The 19,749-nt window shown below is 54.9% G+C and carries 16 protein-coding genes; 11 read left to right on the top strand and 5 right to left on the bottom strand.

What is annotated here, in order from left to right:
* Positions 1 to 107: 107 nt before the first annotated feature.
* Entirely contained in the window at positions 108 to 1,445 is a 1,338-nt protein-coding gene (locus tag ACQG19_RS12140; RefSeq protein WP_013096692.1) for a TolC family outer membrane protein, read from the bottom strand.
* A 716-nt stretch (positions 1,446 to 2,161) separates the two neighbouring features.
* Here ACQG19_RS12140 and ACQG19_RS12135 point away from each other — a divergent pair.
* Together ACQG19_RS12135 and ACQG19_RS12130 are read left to right on the top strand one after the other, a co-directional pair.
* Positions 2,162 to 2,905, top strand: coding sequence for a DeoR/GlpR family DNA-binding transcription regulator (locus ACQG19_RS12135; protein WP_246931826.1), 744 nt, complete (start codon positions 2,162 to 2,164; stop codon positions 2,903 to 2,905).
* Positions 2,906 to 2,918: 13 nt separating this feature from the next.
* Entirely contained in the window at positions 2,919 to 3,986 is a 1,068-nt protein-coding gene (locus tag ACQG19_RS12130; RefSeq protein ID WP_029882470.1) for an oxidoreductase, read from the top strand.
* Positions 3,987 to 4,054: 68 nt separating this feature from the next.
* Here ACQG19_RS12130 and cybB read toward each other — a convergent pair whose 3' ends face one another.
* Entirely contained in the window at positions 4,055 to 4,585 is a 531-nt protein-coding gene (gene cybB / locus ACQG19_RS12125) for a cytochrome b561 (RefSeq protein ID WP_013096695.1), read from the bottom strand.
* Positions 4,586 to 4,774: 189 nt separating this feature from the next.
* Here cybB and gap point away from each other — a divergent pair, with 189 nt between their 5' ends.
* The 3 genes from gap (at position 4,775) to ACQG19_RS12110 (ending at position 7,611) form a co-directional block, all read left to right on the top strand.
* Positions 4,775 to 5,776, top strand: a complete 1,002-nt coding sequence (gap, locus tag ACQG19_RS12120) for a type I glyceraldehyde-3-phosphate dehydrogenase (protein ID WP_013096696.1) — start codon at positions 4,775 to 4,777, stop codon at positions 5,774 to 5,776.
* 250 nt (positions 5,777 to 6,026) lie between these two features.
* Positions 6,027 to 6,689, top strand: a complete 663-nt coding sequence (locus ACQG19_RS12115) for a DUF1120 domain-containing protein (protein ID WP_013096697.1) — start codon at positions 6,027 to 6,029, stop codon at positions 6,687 to 6,689.
* Between the two features lie 259 nt (positions 6,690 to 6,948).
* A complete protein-coding gene (locus ACQG19_RS12110) occupies positions 6,949 to 7,611 on the top strand; it encodes a DUF1120 domain-containing protein (protein WP_013096699.1) in 663 nt (220 codons plus the stop codon).
* A gap of 67 nt (positions 7,612 to 7,678) precedes the next feature.
* Here the strand turns inward: ACQG19_RS12110 and ACQG19_RS12105 are convergent, their stop codons facing one another.
* The gene (locus tag ACQG19_RS12105) at positions 7,679 to 8,473 is read right to left on the bottom strand and encodes a YdcF family protein (protein WP_040023884.1); all 795 of its coding nucleotides are present in this window, start codon (positions 8,471 to 8,473) and stop codon (positions 7,679 to 7,681) included.
* Between the two features lie 221 nt (positions 8,474 to 8,694).
* Here ACQG19_RS12105 and ACQG19_RS12100 point away from each other — a divergent pair, with 221 nt between their 5' ends.
* The 4 genes from ACQG19_RS12100 to ACQG19_RS12085 all read left to right on the top strand — a co-directional run bounded on the left by ACQG19_RS12100 (position 8,695) and on the right by ACQG19_RS12085 (position 13,572).
* Positions 8,695 to 10,347, top strand: coding sequence for an MFS transporter (locus ACQG19_RS12100; protein ID WP_129251650.1), 1,653 nt, complete (start codon positions 8,695 to 8,697; stop codon positions 10,345 to 10,347).
* A gap of 22 nt (positions 10,348 to 10,369) precedes the next feature.
* Positions 10,370 to 11,452: an HlyD family secretion protein gene (locus tag ACQG19_RS12095; protein WP_013096702.1), complete on the top strand. Its 1,083-nt coding sequence runs from the start codon at positions 10,370 to 10,372 to the stop codon at positions 11,450 to 11,452.
* A complete protein-coding gene (locus ACQG19_RS12090) occupies positions 11,449 to 12,828 on the top strand; it encodes an efflux transporter outer membrane subunit (protein WP_246931829.1) in 1,380 nt (459 codons plus the stop codon). Before ACQG19_RS12095 ends, ACQG19_RS12090 begins: the two co-directional genes overlap by 4 nt.
* 84 nt (positions 12,829 to 12,912) lie before the next feature.
* On the top strand, positions 12,913 to 13,572 hold the full coding sequence (locus tag ACQG19_RS12085) for an O-methyltransferase (protein WP_246931832.1): 660 nt from the start codon (positions 12,913 to 12,915) through the stop codon (positions 13,570 to 13,572).
* A gap of 64 nt (positions 13,573 to 13,636) precedes the next feature.
* Here the strand turns inward: ACQG19_RS12085 and hrpA are convergent, their stop codons facing one another.
* Entirely contained in the window at positions 13,637 to 17,539 is a 3,903-nt protein-coding gene (gene hrpA, locus ACQG19_RS12080; RefSeq protein ID WP_246931835.1) for an ATP-dependent RNA helicase HrpA, read from the bottom strand.
* A gap of 204 nt (positions 17,540 to 17,743) precedes the next feature.
* Between hrpA and azoR the strand changes: the two genes are divergently transcribed.
* Both azoR and ACQG19_RS12070 read left to right on the top strand, forming a co-directional pair.
* Complete coding sequence (azoR, locus tag ACQG19_RS12075; protein WP_013096706.1) at positions 17,744 to 18,349, top strand: FMN-dependent NADH-azoreductase; 606 nt, start codon at positions 17,744 to 17,746, stop codon at positions 18,347 to 18,349.
* Positions 18,350 to 18,439: 90 nt separating this feature from the next.
* On the top strand, positions 18,440 to 19,126 hold the full coding sequence (locus tag ACQG19_RS12070) for an RluA family pseudouridine synthase (protein WP_139937328.1): 687 nt from the start codon (positions 18,440 to 18,442) through the stop codon (positions 19,124 to 19,126).
* 6 nt (positions 19,127 to 19,132) lie between these two features.
* On the opposite strand, the gene ACQG19_RS12065 is transcribed toward ACQG19_RS12070, so the two are convergent.
* Positions 19,133 to 19,672, bottom strand: a complete 540-nt coding sequence (locus ACQG19_RS12065) for a DUF2058 domain-containing protein (RefSeq protein ID WP_246931837.1) — start codon at positions 19,670 to 19,672, stop codon at positions 19,133 to 19,135.
* Positions 19,673 to 19,749: the final 77 nt, after the last annotated feature.

The following is a 19,749-nucleotide window of genomic DNA, read 5'->3' as shown; positions in this document are numbered from 1 at the left end:
GGTGCTCGGATTCCTGTGGATATGTCCACCAGATGGATGTAGCTATCCCTGGGAAATTTCACCCATTATTTTCAGATTTATTTCGCGCAGAAAGGCGCGGCTTTTTTTCAACTCAAATCGGGTAATTTTGCGGCAGCGTTTTTTTCTACTCCAATAAGCGTCATGAGATTATCAACAGCGGAGGCGTAATTAATTGCCGCGCTCCAGCCATCATATTCAGCCATTATTTTGGCAGACGTGGCCTGCCAGACATCCTGTTCTACGCTGAGCAAATCATTAATGCTCCGCTTGCTCAGGGTGTATTCGTTTTTGTAGACCGCGCGGGCACGTAACGCGTTTTCAAGCTGTAAGCTTCCGGCGGCCATTCTTCCACGCGCGCCGGTCCAGTCTGCCTGCGCGACGGAGGCTTTTTGCAGCACATCAAACCGCGCCTGATCGACCTGAGAGGAGGCCATCGCCCTGGTGCCTTCAGCCTGACGAACGCGTGCCGAAACGGCGCCGCCCTGATACAGCGGTGCATCGATATTGAGCTGGATCTGGTCATCCCAGTAAGCGCGGTTATCCGACTCATAGCGCGTGCGGCCTCCTTTCAGGCTTAACGTTGGCCAGTGCTGAGATTTTGCGGTTTCCACCCCATACTGGGCTGAACGCTCCATATTCTGCGCGGCCATTACCGCCGGTATCAGCGAGTAATCGATCTGGTTGACGGCATTCTGCTCTACGGCAAGCTTCTCAGGGACCGGTGAATAGGCTTCAGCCTGCATGCCCGTCAACACCGCGAGCCTTGCGCGGGCGCTGTTGAGCGCGGCGTTGTACTGCTCAACCGTCGCCTGCATACCGGCGATCCGCGTGCGGGTCTGCAGCTCATCGGAGGTTGAGCTTACGCCTGCATCCGCGCGCAGTTTCGCCAGCTGCTCCACATTTTTGAGGGCCTGCACATTCTCTTTAGCCGCCTGCAACAGATCGCTATAACGTCTGACCTCCACGTAGCTCAGCGCGGTTTTTTCCGCCACGGCGGTGAGCGTCTCCATCAGCTGATAACGATAGCTATCGCGTCGCGCTGAAGACTGGCTGATGCTGTTATTCGTCTTGCCAAAGTCATAAATGAGCTGCGTAAGGCTTAATCCCCATGCCGCTGAATTTCTCAGTGAACCGCTGGAATCGGTGGTTTGGCTATGGCCCGTACTGCCGTTCAGCGATATTTGCGGCATCCATCCGCTACGTGCTTCATCTATTTGCGCCTGACCAATCCCCAATTGTGCCGCCTGCTGGCTGACCGACGGATCGCGATCGATGGCAAAAAGAATACTTTCTTTTAATGTTGTCGTCGGCACCGTGGCAAAACCCAACGCGCCGCTATTGGCATAGGTCGTATTAATGCATGCAGAAATTAACACCAGCACTGCGGATAATCGAACCCACTTATAATTTCGCTCTCTCATCATTTATATCTCCCTGAGTCTGCGAATGGTTTAACCCTTTACCCAAAAAGAGGTATAGATAATCAGAAAAATATTATTAATCCCCCGTACTGAATTTCGGGTAATAGCTCCCCATACCCATTTCCATTGGAGATGAGAGCCGACCTTAGCCTAATATGAATTAAGAATTTACTTACTTCTTAACTGATTCGCAGCATAACAAAATGTGGTATAGGCAACTACACCCACAATGTTAATGTGGTGTTACAATTAAGAAAAATCATGGGGTTTCTGGACAAACTCTTAAAAATGGCCTTTCAAATGAAACTAATAAAGTCATTGTTATTTAAGTGAAATTTAAAAATACCCGGATGTACATTTTTGCGTTAATTTCCACGCGCGTCAGACACAAAGATTTTCAAAGAAATGTCAACTTAAGTAGCTTCGCCCTATTTATTGGCATAAAAAACCTAGAGAATGCATTTTTTAGGGATTTTATTGGTTTAAATAGTTTTTTAATAGAACAACAAACCAGCAAAGCGAAGCTAACTGGTTACATAATCCAAACAACCGGATAAAACATCGTCATAACATATTGATTACCCTTAGAAACCGTTCACTTATATTTAATCAATAACAGCTCAATTATCACGCAACTGAACTAATGTGTGGTTGTCCTTTTCTCTGCGACAAAATGCTGTATTATGCGAACTATTGCGACATTTTGCAGGATTGCTGCCATGCACAAAACCGCGCGTCAAAAATTTGTGCTCGACATCATCAGCGAGCAGGGACAGGCCAGCATCACTGAGCTGGCAGAAAAGCTGCAGGTCTCTGCGGATACCATTCGCCGCGATCTCACGGACCTCGAAAAACAGGGGCTGGCGCAGAAGAACCACGGAGGCGCTATCGCGCTCAATCTGTCGGCCATGAATCGCCAGGGCAGAAATACGCTCCTGCCGGCGACCAAGCAGCGGCTGGGAAAACAGGTGGCACAGCAGGTTCCGCCGGGTTCTACGCTGTTTCTGGATGCGGGCAGTACGGTCATGGCGGTGGCCTCTTTTCTTCAGGGGCCGCTGACGGTGATCACCACCTCGCTGGATATCGCCCACGCTTTTAGCGACCGGGAAGATATCGAGCTGATCCTGCTCGGCGGGAAATGGGATCATAAGCAACGCCTGTTTGCTGGCGGTGCCACCCTCTCCCTGCTTTCACGGTATCGGGCGGATATCGCCATCCTTGGCGCCTGCGCCCTTCATTCATCACTCGGTCTGAGTGCTGGGACGGAAGCTGATGCAGAAGTCAAACGGGCGATGCTTGCCGCCAGCCAGACGCACTGGATCGTCGCAGACCATCTGAAAGTCAACCGCTGTGAGCCGTACCTGGTGTGCGGGTTAGACGAAATTCATCAACTGTATTTAGATCGTCCCTGGCCTGAGCTTGGGGACCAGAGCACCGTGCCCGTCACGGTTTGCGCTCATTAACGTGGAGAAGGTCATGAGTAAAATGAAGACAATCAACATTGCGCTGATCGGGTATGGTTTTGTCGGTAAAACCTTCCATGCCCCGCTCATCCAGTCTGTGGACGGGCTTACGCTGGCGGTGGTTTCCTCCCGTGATGAGGAGAAGGTTAAGCGCGATCTGCCGGATGTGCAGGTGGTTGCTACCCCGGAAGAGGCCATTACACACCCGGATATTGACCTGGTGGTGATCGCCTCCCCTAACGCCACCCATGCTCCGCTGGCCACGCTGGCCCTGAACGCAGGAAAACACGTGGTGGTGGATAAACCCTTCACGCTCGATATGCAGGAAGCGCGCGATCTTATTGCCCTGGCGGATGAAAAGCAGCTTCTGCTCTCCGTGTTCCACAACCGCCGCTGGGACAGTGATTTCCTGGGCATTAAGGACGTTATCACACAGGGCACCCTCGGGAAGGTGAAACTGTTTGAGTCGCACATTGACCGCTTCCGCCCGGAAGTGCGCGTGCGCTGGAGAGAACAAAACGTACCGGGAAGCGGGCTGTGGTTTGACCTGGGGCCGCATCTGATCGACCAGACGCTACAGCTCTTTGGTCTGCCTCACTCGGTGCAGGGGAATATCGCGACGCTGCGCGACGGCGCAGAAGTGAACGACTGGGCGCATGTGGTCTTAAACTACCCTGATCATAAGGTTATTTTGCACGCCAGCATGCTGGTCGCCGGGGGTACCGCGCGCTTTACCGTCCATGGGGATAAGGGCAGCGTAGTGAAGGCCCGTATCGATCAGCAGGAAGCCCAGCTGCTGACTGGCATCGTTCCGGGAAGTGAAACCTGGGGTGAGGACAGCGACAGTATGGTGTTCTTTGGGGCTGACGGCGCGCCGCAGACCATTACCACGCCGAAAGGCGATCAGCGCCAGTATTACATTAATGTGCGCGATGCTCTGCTCGGGAAGATTGCCAATCCGGTTCATCCTGTCGAGGCGTTAGCGGTGATGGCGGTACTGGAAGCGGCGGTGAAATCGTCAGAGACCGGGTCAACCCAGGGGCTGGCGTTAACGGCTGAAGAGCGTGCTCTGCTGCAATAAAAAACGGGTTTTGTAGGCCGGGTAAGCGCAGCGCCACCCGGCGAGAAAGGCGGCAAAAGTGTTGAGGGCTATTGCCGCTTTTTCGGCATCATGCGCAGCAGCGTATTATCTTTCCAGAAATAGTGATGCATCAGCGCCGCCGCTGCGTGCAGGCCAATGACAAAATAGCCAAGGTTCGCCAGCGTCTCGTGCCACTCTTTTAGCCCATCAGCCAGATCAAAGTTAGATTCCGCCGCGTGCGGCATGGCGATGCCAAAGGCAAACCAGTCGTTTCCACGGTTATACATCATCACCAGGCCAATCAGCGGCAAAGCAATAAACAGCAGATAAATCACCAGATGCCCCAGATGCGAAAGGCCCGTGATCATCGCTTTCGGTTTCGGCTCAATCGGCGGCGCGCGGAACTTCAGGCGCACCAGCAGACGTGTCACCATCAAAACCAGGATAGCGATCCCGCAGGAGACGTGGATCATATTGATCAGCGGTCGGTCGGTACGCGGAAAGAAGCCTCTGAACTCCATGGCGCAGTAGGCGACGATAACTAACAGAAACACCAGCCAGTGAATGCCGATTTGCAGGCCTGTATATTTAGTGCGCATGTGATTTTCCGATAAAAAACAGTTACCGCGCCAACATAACGACCTTTCCTTAAAAATTCATTAACTTTTCTGTATGGATTTTCAAATACTTCCCGGGGCATGAAGCATCTTCAATTGCTGCCCCGCCCCTCATGGTCTAAGCCTGGATAAGTTCAAACTGTCGCATCGACACGTTTACAGGAGAAAACCATGAGTAAAATTGGCATTAACGGATTTGGACGCATTGGACGCCTGGTACTTCGTCGCCTTCTTGAAACCCAGGACAGCAACACCGTCGTCGCCATCAACGACCTCACCTCTCCCAAGGTACTGGCCTATCTGCTCCGGCATGATTCTAACTACGGCGGCTTCCCATGGAGCGTGGATTTCACCGAAGACGCGCTGATTGTGGACGGTAAAACCATCGCGGTGTACGCCGAGAAAGAGGCCAGACATATCCCGTGGAAAGCCGCTGGGGTGGATATCGTCGTGGAATGCACCGGTTTTTATACGTCGGAAGAAAAATCCAGAGCGCATCTGGATGCTGGCGCCAAAAAGGTCCTGATCTCCGCGCCAGCGGGTGAGATGAAAACCATTGTGTTTAACGTTAACGATGACACCATTGACGCCAGTGATACCATTATCTCTGTCGCCTCCTGCACCACCAACTGCCTCGCCCCGCTGGCAAAAGCCCTGCACGATGCTTTTGAGATTAAAGTGGGCACCATGACCACCATTCACGCCTACACCGGTACCCAGGCGCTGGTGGATGGTCCGCGCGGGAAAGATCTGCGCGCCTCACGCGCGGCGGCGGAGAACATCATTCCCCACACCACGGGTGCTGCCAAAGCGATTGGCCTGGTGATCCCGGCCCTCAGCGGCAAACTGAAAGGTCATGCCCAGCGCGTACCGGTGAAAACCGGCTCGGTAACGGAACTGGTCGCCATTCTGGGCAAAAAGGTCACCGTTGAAGAGGTGAATGCCGCACTGAAAAAAGCGACACAGGGGAATAAATCCTTTGGCTATACCGATGAAGAGATTGTGTCGTCAGATGTCATTGGCTCGCACTTTGGCTCGGTGTTTGACGCCACGCAAACCGAAGTGACCGAGGCGGGCGAACTGCAACTGGTGAAAGCCGTCGCCTGGTATGACAACGAGTATGGCTTTGTGACGCAGCTGGTGCGCACGCTTGATAAATACGCCGCACTTTAATAACGCTGACGGGTGGTCATACCATCCGTCGCTCTCCCTTACCGCATGGCTTACTCTTCATCATCTGTTTTCCAGAATAAAATTATTCACGAAATTTTTGAATCACACGTTAATTATCATTAGAACTTCTAAAATGAAGTTTTAAATATGCTTGCTTTAATTTCATAAACACTCCCAATAATATAAATCACAAGACAGGCAAGCGGTCTGTCAAAACAAATACCCCCTATGAAATTGTTAAGGAACAACAATGAAAAAAGTTATTTTGGCTTCATTAATTGCACTGGCCAGCGCATCAGCTTTCGCAGAACCTACCGCTGTATTAAAAGTACACGGAACGTTGACCAATGCGGCGTGTACGCCTTCTATCGGCAACGGCGGGGTCATTGATTACGGCTATATTCGCCTCGGAGAACTTTCTGCACTGGAAAATAATAATTTGGGACAAAAACAGGTACCTGTCACCATTACCTGTTCTTCGCCAACCAAAGTGGGCTTTACCATTCTTGATAACCGTAGCGACAGCAACGCGCGACTGCCGGTTGATATCGGTAAAAACTTAAACCAGTCGGTGAAATATTATACTTACGGCGTGGGTACCACGTCCGAAGGCGTAAATATTGGTGACTACGGCATGTGGATGACGGATGTCACGGCAGATGGCAAAGTCGTAGACCCGATTGTCAACAACCACGACTGGAATCCTGATATCTGGAAAAAAAGCGGTATTCCGCGTAGTGATGCGTTCCAGACCGTCGCCTTTGCTGATACAGGGACCACCGCACCGTTGGCTATCACCACAGCTAACTTTAACTTTGTTACTAATCTGACGATTCGTGACACTACTGCGCTGGCGATTACCGACGATACTCCTCTCGACGGTCAGGCGACGATGACCCTGGTATATCTCTAATCATATAATTTGCTTATACCGGTTCAGCGTAACCCTGAACCGGTACTTTTCCCCGTTATATTCACACAACAAATAAAAAGCCTTCTTTTATTTGTCGCTTTCGCATATCTTTAGTTTTTCTACAAAATAAATTCAACTTTAATAAATATACCAAAAACTCAATACTCAATATTATTTCCGCCAGGTGAATGGGAACGCCATCGCTGCGTTCACTTATCATTCCCGCATGTCTTATATTCATGAAAAGGAAAAATCAAGGATGAAAAAAATCATTCTGGCTACAGCCATCGCGTTGAGCACCACATCAGCTTTTGCAGCCGGAACTGCTGTTATTAAGGTTAAAGGTACATTAACCAACGCAGCATGTACTGCTGAGCTGGGTAACGGCGGTGTTATCGATTACGGCTTTATTCGTCTCGGTGAGTTATCCGAAAACTCACATAATCAACTCGGTCAGAAACAGATACCTGTGACCATAAATTGCTCTGCGCCAACCAAAATAGGTTTCACTATCACCGATAATCGCAGCGACAGCAACGCACAACTTCCTGTTGATATTGGTAAGAATAAGAATATTACAAATAAATATTATACTTATGGCGTTGGTTTCACGAACGACGGGAAAAAGATCGGTAACTACGGCATGTGGATGACCGGTACCACCGCAGACGGTAAAACTGTAGACCCTATTGGGCATAACCACGACTGGTCCGCAACAAGCTGGAAATATTCCGGTATTCCACGCAGCGATACTTTCCAGACCATCGCCTTTGCTGAAACCGGCACCACCACCCCATTGGCTATCACCACGGCTAACTTTAATTTCGTGACCAACCTGGTGATTTGGGATACCTCCACCCTGGCCATTACCGACGATACCCCACTGGACGGCCAGAACACCATGACGCTGGTTTATCTGTAATTTTTCGCGCTTTGTTCAATACCGGGTCAGCGGCAAACGTTGGCCCGGTATTTTTTTGCGTCCACATTCACAACAGGGATCGGCTTACCAGCGCATCGGTCAAAATGACATCGTTGCGTAAGATATTCCATGCCGCCGCAATCTCATCAGGTATCTCCACGTGGGCAATAAAATCGCGTCCTGCCGGACCGTAACCGTTAACATCGTCGCGAAGGCGCGGCAGTTCCCCCAACACCAGCGACAAATAGCGTTCCACCGGCCATAGCCCTTCTCCGGAATCGCTGAACTCCAGCCCATCGTCGCCGTTTTGCAGGACGGGCGTAAAGCCCGCGTGGCTCACCCATTCCGGCGATACGGGTTCGTCCCGACACACGCGGGCGAACGTTGCCATGGTACGGCGCTGCATGGTTGGATCCTGCACCACCAGCACCCTTTCAGGGGCAAATTGATGGTGCTTCATTAATTCGCGGCTAAAGCGGGCGTTCTCCCCGCAGTTCGTCGATTGATCTTCCACCCACACCCGGTCGGCCGGGATCTGCCAGAATTGACGGGCGATATCCGCCAGGATAGCCGCCTCTGCCCGGCCCGTGGTGGGAATGGTGTGATAGCGCGGATGTTTCGCAATTGCGGCATAGAGAAAAGTGGTGGAGTGTCCGATGCCTCCGCTAATGATCATGGGCACCCCCTGCTCCGCCGCCAGACGACAGGCAGCTTCGATGGTTGGAATGACGGCATTACCTGCCAGAATCACCATATCCACGGACTGACCCGGTTGCAGGTCATCCTGCGCCAGCCACTGCCCAACCGTGTTTACGGCACTGAGCGTGCTGCCGGGCAAACAGGGAAAAATTGTCGGTATCATCGTAACCTCCTTACAGCATTTGGATTAGCGTACCGCACTTGTCGCGTCAAAACAGGCGTTGATTCCTAAAGTGCCAGAGATAAGGCCGCTCTTTTTCCTAAAACCTTCAGTTCAACATTTGATTAACATGCGTAAATCATATTCACTTGTATTATGTTTTATGGCAGACGTAGAATCGCCAGCCTGTTAATTCTTCCATTTTATCAAAGGTAAACGACGTTATGCGCCTGCCCGAACGCGACCCTTATGCTCCTCGCGAGTGGCAGCCACACGAGAAACCCGCCCTGCTGGGTTCCCCCTCCACGCCGGAGCACAGCACGCCAAAGCGGATTGCCTATGGCGTTGTCGGTCTGCTGGTTTGCCTGACGGGCGCCCTGGGGAATGCGGTGGTCACCGCCAACCTGCAAAATTTGCAGGGCACTTTCGGCGCCTGGTCAACCGAGATCGCCTGGCTACCGGCGGTCTATGTAATGACCAATATCTCCATTAACCTGCTGCTGGTGAAATTCCGCCAGCAGTACGGTCTGCGCGCCTTCACCGAAGGTTTTCTGGTGCTGTATGTGCTGGTCACTTTTTTCCACCTGTTTGTCAACGATCTTAGCTCGGCGCTGATGGTGCGCGCCGCGCACGGGATGGTGGCCGCCGCGCTCAGCTCGCTGGGGATTTATTACCAGATCCAGGCCTGGCCGGCGAAACACCGCCTGAAGGCGTTGACCATTGGCATCACCGGCTCGTCACTGGCCATTCCGCTGGCGCGACTCTTTTCAACCGAGCTGTTGCAGCTTGATGAGTGGCGCGGGCTCTATTTCTTCGAGCTGGGGCTGGCCCTCATCTCGCTGGCGTGCGTGATTGCGCTGAAACTGCCGCCGGGCGATCGGCGTAAGGTCTTTGAGAAAAAAGACTTTATCACCTTCTTTTTACTGGCACCGGGTATGGCGCTGCTGTGCGCGGTGCTGTCGCTGGGCCGTCTGGACTGGTGGTTTGAAGCGCCGTGGATCGGCTGGTCGCTGGCGCTCTCGCTGGTGCTGATTGTTTCCGCCATCGTGTTCGAACATAACCGCAGTAACCCGCTGCTGAACACCCGCTGGCTGTCGAGCGGCAGTATTGTGCGCCTTGGGTTGATTATGCTGCTGATCCGCATCGTGCTGGCCGAGCAAAACACCGGCGTCATCGGCTGGCTGCAGTACGTGGGGTTACAGAACGAGCAGATGACGCACCTGGCGTGGTCCATATTTGCCGGGATCGTCTGCGGGATCGTCACCAGCTGTCTGACCATTAAGCCGACCAAACTGGCATGGCCGATTATCACCTCCCTGGTGCTGATGATTGTCGCCTCGCTGCTGGACAGCCAGTCCAACAACCTGACGCGCCCGGATCAACTGATGCTCAGCCAGTTCCTGCTGGGCTTTGGCAGTGCCTTCTTCCTCTCCCCCGCGATGCTGGCCGCCATTGGCGGCGTCATCGCCGACCCGCGTAATCTGGTGAGCTTCTCGGTAATGTTCGGCATGAGCCAGAACCTCGGCGGCCTGCTGGGCTCGGCTATTCTCGGTACCTTCCAGACCTGGCGCGAAAAGTATCACTCCAGCCTGCTGGCGGACCAGCTCACCACGCTCAATCCGCTGGTTAACGAGCGGATTCAGCTTTATACCCAGATGTACAAAAGCCTGATTGGCGACAGCGCCCTGTTGGGCACGCAGGCGATCACCCAGTTGCAGACGGTGACCGCGCTTGAGGCAAACATTCTGGCTTACAACGACACCTATTTACTGACCGCGAGTATTGCCGCGGCCACGCTGGTCTGGATTTTATGGCGCTTGCTGCGCCTGCGCATCACTGCCCGTATGGCGCTTAAGAACGCCACCGGCAACAAATAATTGAAATATTTCTGGAGAGTTTATGAGTCAGCAGGATGCCGCCAAAGAGCAGGCCAACACCCGCAAAAATGTGCGCATTGTTTCCGTTTTCACCGCCGCTGCCATCGGTATTGTCGGCGTGCTGGTGATCCTTTACGCGTGGCAGCTCCCGCCGTTCACCCGCCACGCGCAGTTTACCGATAACGCTTACGTGCGCGGCCAGACCACGTTCATCAGCCCGCAGGTAAATGGCTATATCACCGAAGTGAAGGTACAGGATTTCGCGCAGGTTAAAAAAGGCGAGCTTCTGCTGCAGATCGATGACCGGATCTATCGCCAGCGGGTACATCAGGCCGAGGCGCAGCTGGCGATGAAAATTGCCGCCCTGAATAACAACCTCCAGCAGCGTAAAAGCGCGGAAGCCGTCATCGCAAAAAATGACGCCGCGCTGAAAAATGCCCGCGCCCAGAGTCTGAAAACCCAGGCGGATTTAAAGCGGGTGAAAGACCTGACGGCTGACGGATCGCTCTCCATCCGCGAACGCGACGCGGCGCTGGCCAGCGCGGCCCAGGGCAGCGCCGATATTGAGCAGGCCAAAGCGACGCTTGAGATGTCGCGCCAGGATCTGCAGACGGTGATTGTGAATCGCGGTGCGCTGGAGGCGGATGTGGAAAACGCCAAAGCGGCGCTGGAGCTGGCGCAAATCGACCTGCAAAACACCCGCATTGTGGCGCCGCGTGACGGCCAGCTGGGGCAGATCGCGGTGCGTCTGGGCGCGTATGTGACGGCCGGGACGCATCTCACCACCCTGGTGCCGCCGCAGCACTGGGTGATCGCCAATATTAAAGAGACCCAGCTCGCGGAGCTGCGCGTGGGCCAGCCGGTGAAATTTACCGTCGATGCGCTCAATAACAAAGCCTATCAGGGCCGCGTGGAGAGCATCTCCCCGGCGACCGGCGTCGAATTCAGCGCCATCACGCCGGATAACGCCACCGGGAACTTTGTCAAAATCGCCCAGCGTATTCCGGTGCGTATCGAAGTGCTGGGTAAACCTGAAGAGTCAGCACTGCTACGTCCTGGCATGTCGGTACAGGTGACCATTGATACGCGGGAGGCGAAGCAATGACCCTTCGCCCGCTAGCCAGCCTGCTGGTTGCCGTTCTGCTTGCCGGATGCCAGTCGGTGGATGTAAAACCTGCCCAACCGTCACTGCATATTCCTGCCCAGTGGCGGGCGGCATCCGGCCCTGCCAGCGCGCCAGAACAACTCTGGTGGCGAAATTTTCACGACAACAATCTCAACCGCTACGTGGATCAGGCGCTGAAAAATAACAGCGACGTGCTGATCGCCCGCGAACGGATCAATGAGTATCAGGCAAGAGTCTATGCCGCTGACGGCAGCCTGTTTCCGTCGCTGGATGCGGGCGTAACCGGCACCCGCGCCCGGATGCAATCGGCCGCCACGGGGTTACCGGTATACAGTACGCTGTACAAAGGCAGCCTCACCGCCAGCTATGATGTGGATATCTGGGGCGTCAACCGCAGCACGGCCAATGCCGCGCAGGCCTCGCTGGAGGCGCAAAAAGCCGCCGCCGCTGCCGCAGATTTAACTGTCGCCTCGTCGGTGGCCTCCGGGTATGTCACTCTGCTCTCGCTTGACGAACAGCTTCGCGTCACCGAGTCCACGCTGAAATCACGCGAAGAGGCATTTAATCTTGCTAAACGGCAGTTTGAAACGGGCTACAGTTCGCGCCTGGAGCTGATGCAGTCTGACTCTGAGCTGCGGGCCACCCGGGCGCAGGTGCCGCTGCTGCAGCATCAGATCGCGCAGCAAGAGAATGCCCTGAGTCTGCTGCTGGGCAGTAACCCGGGCGAGGTGGCGCGCAGTGAAAGCTTCAGCATGCTTACCCCGCTCAGGCTGCCTTCACAGCTGCCGTCATCGTTGCTTAACCGACGACCTGACATCGTTCAGGCGGAGCGTCAGCTCATTGCGGCCGATGCCAGCCTTGCCGCCTCGCGCGCCAGCCTGCTGCCGTCGATCAACCTGACAGCGACCGGATCGATTCAGGATCACACCCTTTCCGGACTGCTGGACAACCCGTTACAGCTCTGGAGCGCAGGCGGCAGTATTCTCGCCCCGGTGCTGAACCGCCAGGCATTGAATGCGCAGGTGGATATCTCCCAGTCGCAGCGTAATCAGGCGCTGTACGCCTATGAGAAAACCGTGCGCAACGCGTTTGCCGAAGTGAACAACAGCCTTGACGCCATCACGCGTTATCAGGAACAACTTAGCGAACTGCTGGCCCAGCAGGAGGTAGCCCAGGAGACGCTGCGCATTGCGCAGAACCGCTATCGCAACGGCTATTCATCTTATCTGGATGTGCTCGACGCACAGCGTACACTTTACTCGGTGCAAACCAACGTGGTGCAGGTGAAAAATAACCTGCTGCTGGCGCAGATTGATTTGTATAAAGCGCTGGGCGGCGGTTGGGTCAATGTCTGAAGGCGCTTAACGGGCCTGGATTTCGTCACACAGGCCGGGTAAGGCGCAGCCGCCACCCGGCGATTCCCCCTCAGGAGACAATTTATGCAACAACAGTGGTCTGCAGTTGATAATTTCATGATTTCGTCGCTTATTCCTGAAGATGAGGTACTGAGCAAGGTACTGGAAAACAACCAGCGCGCCGGACTCCCCGAACACGATGTTGCGGCCAATCAGGGGCAGCTGCTGGCACTGTTCGTGCGCATGACGCAGGCGCGGCGCGTTCTGGAGATCGGAACGCTGGGTGCTTACAGTTCAATCTGGATGGCGCGCGCCCTGCCGCCGGACGGAAAGCTGATTACGCTTGAGGCCGATTCCACGCATGCCCGCGTGGCGCGGCAGAATATTCAACTTGCCGGTCTCAACCAACGCATTGAACTCATCGAAGGCCCGGCGCTGACTTCTCTGGAAAATTTTGGCGACGTTCCGCCGTTCGACCTGATCTTTATTGATGCTGATAAGCCAAACAATCCCGGCTACCTCGAATGGGCGCTGCACTACTCCCGCCCCGGCACGGTGATTATCGGCGATAACGTGGTGCGCGATGGCGAAGTGATTAACGGCCAAAGCGACGACCCGCGCGTGCAGGGTGTTCGCCGGTTTATCGAGATGATGGGGGACAATCCGCGCTTAACCACCACCGCGCTGCAAACGGTCGGGGTTAAGGGGTGGGATGGGTTTACGCTGGCTATTGTGAACGGGTGAAAATTGTACGGCCTGATGCCCTCACCCCGGCCCTCTCCCACCGGGAGAGGGAGAAAACAGGGTGTTAAGCCGAAATCTGCTCCATCGCCTGCAAAATACGTTTATCCGAAATCGGATACGGCGTACCGAGCTGCTGGGCAAAGAAGCTGACGCGTAACTCTTCGATCATCCAGCGGATCGCCTGAACGTCTTCATCGTCACGACGTGCCGGTGGCAGTTTGTTCAACCACTGCTGCCACGCCTGCTGCACGTTTTCAACTTTCAGCATCTGGGCACGGTCACGATGCGGATCGATGGCCATTTTCTCCAGCCGTTTTTCAATCGCCTGCAGGTAACGCAGCGTGTCGCCGAGACGGTTGAAGCCATTGCCGGTGACAAAGCCCCGGTACACCAGGCCCGCCATCTGCGCTTTGACATCCGACAGCCCCAGCGCCATGGTCATATCCACGCGCCCTTTCAGGCGTTTGTTGATATTGAACACGGTGGTGAGGATCTGCTCGACCTGTTTGGCAATATCCACCACGGTGTCGTTCAGCTCCGCGCGTACCTTTTCATGAAGCTGAGCAAAGCCCTCTTCTGACCAGACCGGACCGCCCGCCTCGTGGATCAGCTTGTCCACGCCGCATGAGATGCAGTCGTCGATCAGATCCAGCACTTTGCCGTACGGGTTAAAGTACAGCCCCAGCTTGGCTTTGTTCGGCAGCTTCTCGTGCAGATACTTGATCGGCGACGGGATGTTGAGCAGCAGCAGGCGGCGCAGCCCGCGCCACATCATCTGCTGCTGTTCCTGCGGGTTATCAAACAGCTTGATCGCCACGCTGTCGCGCTCATCCACCAGCGCAGGCCAGGCCTTCACTTTGTAGTTGCCGCGTTTTTGCTCGTAGCTTTCCGGGAGCTGACCAAAACTCCAGATGTGCAGCCCGCTCTGCTCAATCCCATCATCCGCCACCGCGGACAAGGTCTCCTGCACTTTGCCTTTCAGCGCCTCTTTCAGCGCGATGAGCGAACGGCCTTCCTGCAGCTTCTTGTTTTTATCGTCCACCACGCGGAAGGTGATTTTCAGGTGATCGGGCACCTGATCCCAGTTCCAGTCTTCGCGGTCGATCGTGGTGCCGGTCATGCGGCGGAACTCACGCTCCAGCGCATCCAGCAGCGGCATCTCCAGCGGCGTGACGCGGCCTAAAAACGCTTCGGCGTAGTTAGGGGCCGGAACAAAGTTACGCCGCACCGGTTTCGGCAGCGATTTGATCAGCGCAATCACCAGTTCGCGGCGCAGGCCGGGAATTTGCCACTCAAATCCACTCTCATCCACCTGGTTTAGCAGTGGCAGCGGGATATGAACGGTGACACCATCCGCGTCCGTTCCCGGCTCAAACTGATAGGTCAGCCGCAGCTTAAGGTTGCCCTGATGCCAGAAGTTCGGGTAGTCGAGCTTACTGACCGACTCCGCTCCTTCTTTAATCAGCATGCTCTTTTCAAAGTTGAGCAGGTCCGGCGTCTCTTTGCTGGCCTTCTTCCACCAGCTGTCAAAGTGGCGGGCGGAAATGACATCGTGGCTGATGCGCTGGTCGTAAAATTCGAACAGCGTCTCGTCATCCACCAGAATGTCGCGACGACGGGATTTGTGCTCCAGCTCTTCCACTTCAGCACGCAGCTTGAGGTTTTCACGGAAGAAGGCGTGACGCGTCTGCCAGTCGCCCTCCACCAGCGCGTGGCGGATAAACAGCTCGCGGCACAGCGCCGGGTCAATCTGGCTGTAGTTGACCTTACGCGCGGCCACCACCGGCAGGCCGTAGACGGTCACTTTTTCGGTTGCCATCACCGCCCCCTGCGCGCGCTCCCAGTGCGGTTCACTGTATGAGCGTTTCAGCAGGTGTTGCGCCACCGGCTCTACCCATTCCGGATCGATACGCGCGGCAATACGCCCCCACAGACGGCTGGTTTCCACCAGTTCAGCAACCATGGTCCACTTGGGTGGTTTCTTGAACAACCCGGAGCCGGGGAAGATGGAGAAACGGGCGTTGCGCGCACCGGTATACTCCTGCTTTTCGGCATCCTTCATGCCGATATGGGACAGCAGTCCGGTCAGCAATGCGATGTGAATCTCTCGGTACTCCGCCGGTTCACTGTTCACCGGAATACCGAGCTCTTTCACCACCTGGCGCAGTTGGGTGTAGATATCCTGCCACTCGCGCACGCGCAGGTAGTTGAGGAAATCCACACGGCACTGACGGCGGAACTGGTTAGATGACAGCGCTTTCTGCTGCTCGCCGAGGTAGTTCCACAGGTTCACGAAGGCAAGGAAATCCGACTCTTTGTCGTGGAAGCGACGGTGTTTTTCATCCGACGCCTGCTGTTTGTCCATTGGCCGCTCGCGCGGATCCTGTATTGAGAGCGCCGAGGTGATGATCATCGCCTCACGCACGCAGCCGTGTTTTTGCGCTTCCAGCACCATGCGCGCCAGACGCGGGTCCACCGGCAACTGGCTGAGCTGCCGTCCCAGCGGCGTCAGTTTATACGCGGTGGCCTGCTCGTCAGTGGTGATCGCCCCCAGCTCTTCCAGCAGGCGTACGCCGTCCTGAATATTGCGTTTGTCCGGCGCTTCGACAAACGGGAAAGCAGCGATATCGCCCAACCCCAGCGCGGTCATCTGCAGGATGACGGAAGCCAGGTTGGTACGCAGGATCTCCGGGTCGGTAAACTCCGGGCGGGAGAGGAAATCGTCTTCTGAATAGAGACGAATACAGATCCCCTCCGACACACGTCCACAGCGCCCTTTACGCTGGTTGGCCGACGCCTGTGAAACCGGCTCAATCGGCAGACGCTGTACCTTGGTGCGGTAGCTGTAGCGGCTGATACGCGCCGTACCCGGATCTATCACATACTTGATGCCCGGTACGGTCAGCGAGGTTTCCGCCACGTTGGTCGCCAGCACGATGCGGCGCCCGCTGTGTGGCTGGAACACGCGGTTCTGTTCACTGTTGGAGAGACGTGCGTAAAGCGGCAAAATTTCCGTGTGGCGCAGATCGCGCTTACTGAGCGCGTCGGCGGTATCGCGGATCTCACGCTCGCCGCTCATAAAGATCAGAATGTCGCCCGCGCTCTCATTGCCCAGTTCGTCAACGGCATCGAAAATAGCCTGCAACTGGTCGCGCTCGGTATCCTCCGCCTCCTCCACGATCGGGCGATAGCGCACTTCTACCGGATAGGTACGGCCGGAGACTTCAATAATCGGTGCGTTATTGAAATGTTTTGAGAAACGCTCCGGGTCGATGGTCGCGGAGGTGATGATAATTTTCAGATCCGGGCGACGCGGCAGTAGCTCTTTAAGGTAGCCGAGCAGGAAGTCGATGTTCAGACTGCGCTCGTGCGCCTCATCAATAATGATGGTGTCGTACTGCATCAGCAGACGATCCTGCTGAATTTCCGCCAGCAGGATACCGTCGGTCATCAGCTTGACCATGGTGTTATCGCTCACATGGTCGCTGAAACGCACCTTATAACCGATGCAGCCGCCCGGCTCCGTTTGCAGCTCCTCGGCAATACGGTTCGCCACAGTACGCGCCGCCAGACGACGCGGCTGGGTATGACCAATCAGGCCCTTCACCCCGCGGCCGAGCTCCATACAGATTTTCGGCAACTGTGTGGTTTTCCCCGAGCCGGTCTCCCCCGCCACGATCACCACCTGGTGGTCGCGCACGGCGTTGAGGATCTCCTGCTTCTTCTGACTGACGGGCAGATTTTCCGGATAGGTAATTGCCGGACGAGCCGCTTCGCGCAGCACAACTTTCCCTGCCGCCTGTTCAATCTCTTTCGCCATCTCCTGGAAAATGGCCTGTTGTGCATCAGGATTTTTAACCTTCTTCACCCCGTGCAAGCGGCGAGCAAAGCGCTGTTTATCGCGCAGCATCAGTGAATCAAGCTGTTGCAGGAGCATCGGGAAGGTCAATTTTTGTTGTTCTGTCATAGCATTAACGGGCAGTGCACTGCCGGATAAAATCTCTTTGTAATGATTGCTATAGAGTACCACATCAGCGCTTTCCACGCCTTATTCAAAAAATTCGAACATAGGCTTCGATATATTGCGCTATCTCTGTGGCAGGATTGTGAATAAAGTGTCAACAAGCAACGGGGCAACCCCCTTCAATCAAATGCAAAACAGGAATCACCCATGAGCAAAGTATTAGTTTTGAAATCCAGTATTCTGGCAGGGTACTCTCAGTCTGGTCAGCTGTCTGATTACTTCGTTGAACAGTGGCGTGAACACCATTCCGCAGACCAAATCACCGTGCGTGACCTGGCTGCAAACCCAATTCCTGTGCTGGATGGCGAGCTGGTTGGCGCGCTGCGTCCAAGCGATGCACCGCTGAGCCCACGCCAGCAGGAAGCCCTGGCGCTCTCTGATGAGCTGATTGCTGAACTGCAGGCGCACGACGTTATCGTGATCAACGCCCCAATGTACAACTTCAACATCCCAACCCAACTGAAGAACTACTTCGACCTGGTGGCTCGCGCTGGTGTTACCTTCCGTTACACCGAAAATGGCCCGGAAGGTCTGGTGAAAGGCAAGCGTGCCATCGTGCTGACCAGCCGTGGCGGTATTCATAAAGATACCCCAACCGACCTGGTTGCGCCGTACATGAGCCTGTTCCTGGGCTTCATCGGGATCACCGACGTGAACTTCGTGTTTGCAGAAGGTATCGCTTACGGTCCTGAAGTGGCGACCAAAGCACAGACCGACGCGAAAGCCGCGATCGACAGCCTGGTGGCTGCCTAAGATTTCCCCCTCTCACCGCCCGGTGAGAGGGTTTTTCTTTTCTCCCGCATTTCGTTATCATCCGCTCCCACTCTCCAGCCGGGCGGCCTGATGTCTGCGATTATTGATTCTTTTATTGCCCCACCGTGTCATGACGACATTGAGATCCTCTGGCAGGATGAACATCTGCTGCTGATCAATAAACCTTCCGGTCTGCTTAGCCTCTCAGGTAAAAATCCGCAAAATCTCGATTCGGTGCACTATCGTCTGGTTCAAAGCTTACCTGGCTGCACGCTGGTGCATCGCCTGGATTTTGGCACGTCCGGCCTGATGGTGATTGCACGTAATAAGGCGATCAACGCCGCGCTGTGCCAGCAGTTTAGCCAGCGCAGCGTGGAAAAAGTCTACAGCGCCCTGCTTTGCGGCCACCTGGAAAACGATGAAGGGGTGATTGATGCGCCGATTGCCAAAGATCCGGCGCTGTTTCCGCTGATGTCGATCTGTGCCGTTAACGGCAAACCCGCCCGTTCCCGCTATCGGGTGATGGAACGCCTGCATCAAAACGCGGCGATGCCGCTCACGCGGGTAGAACTGACGCCAGAAACGGGGCGAACCCACCAGTTGCGCATTCACTGTCAGCTGCTGGGCCACCCGATTTTGGGCTGCGATTTATATGGGGGACGGGCATGGCCTGGCAGCGGAACAACGCCGAGGCTGATGCTGCATGCCAGTCAGTTGAATTTTATTCATCCGGTGAGCGGCGAGCCGGTTAACGCCCGTCACGCCGCACCGTTCTGAGCCGTATTACCACATCAAATCGTCAGGGATTTTGAAATCGGCATACGGATCGTCTTCATCCTGCTCTTCCTGACTCAGGGCGCTGTTTAACACAATACTGTCGGCATCGCGCTGGGCAATTTTATCCGCCACCACCGCCGGGATAATGGCGTATTCGCAGTCGCCATTAGCGTTAATCACCAGACGTGCGATGGCCAGACGACCGTTAATCAACTGGGTCTGGGTTGCCTTATCCACCTCGATTTTTTTGATCAGATTGCCGTCGGTGAAGTTAAAGGTGATGTTGCCTTTTACCACCGTGATGCGGTTCATCTCAATCAACTGCTTCACCTGCGCCTTAAACTCTTTGGCGAGCACGGCCTGTTTTTGCTGCTCGCTCAACTGTTTGTCACGCTCAAGCTGCGCTTTTTTGTTCTCTTCTACCGCCTCTCTGGCCTCACGCGCCTGCACGCGGGATTTCTTGGCCGTGCGCTGAACTTTGGCCATTTTCTTGCTGGAGACTAAGCCCGCTTTCAGCATCTGCTCTTGTAAGGTGAGTTTTGTCATGAGTGTGTTTAAACCGGTTGGAAATTTTGGGCAGTATAACTGGAACTGAGCAGTTCATGAAGTTCGCTCATGTTGCT

This window comes from Enterobacter cloacae complex sp. 277I4, assembly GCF_050031465.1.
GTDB lineage: Bacteria > Pseudomonadota > Gammaproteobacteria > Enterobacterales > Enterobacteriaceae > Enterobacter > Enterobacter cloacae.
The sequence above is the reverse complement of the archived record's forward strand: the minus strand, read 5'-3'. Positions and strand labels throughout refer to the sequence as shown.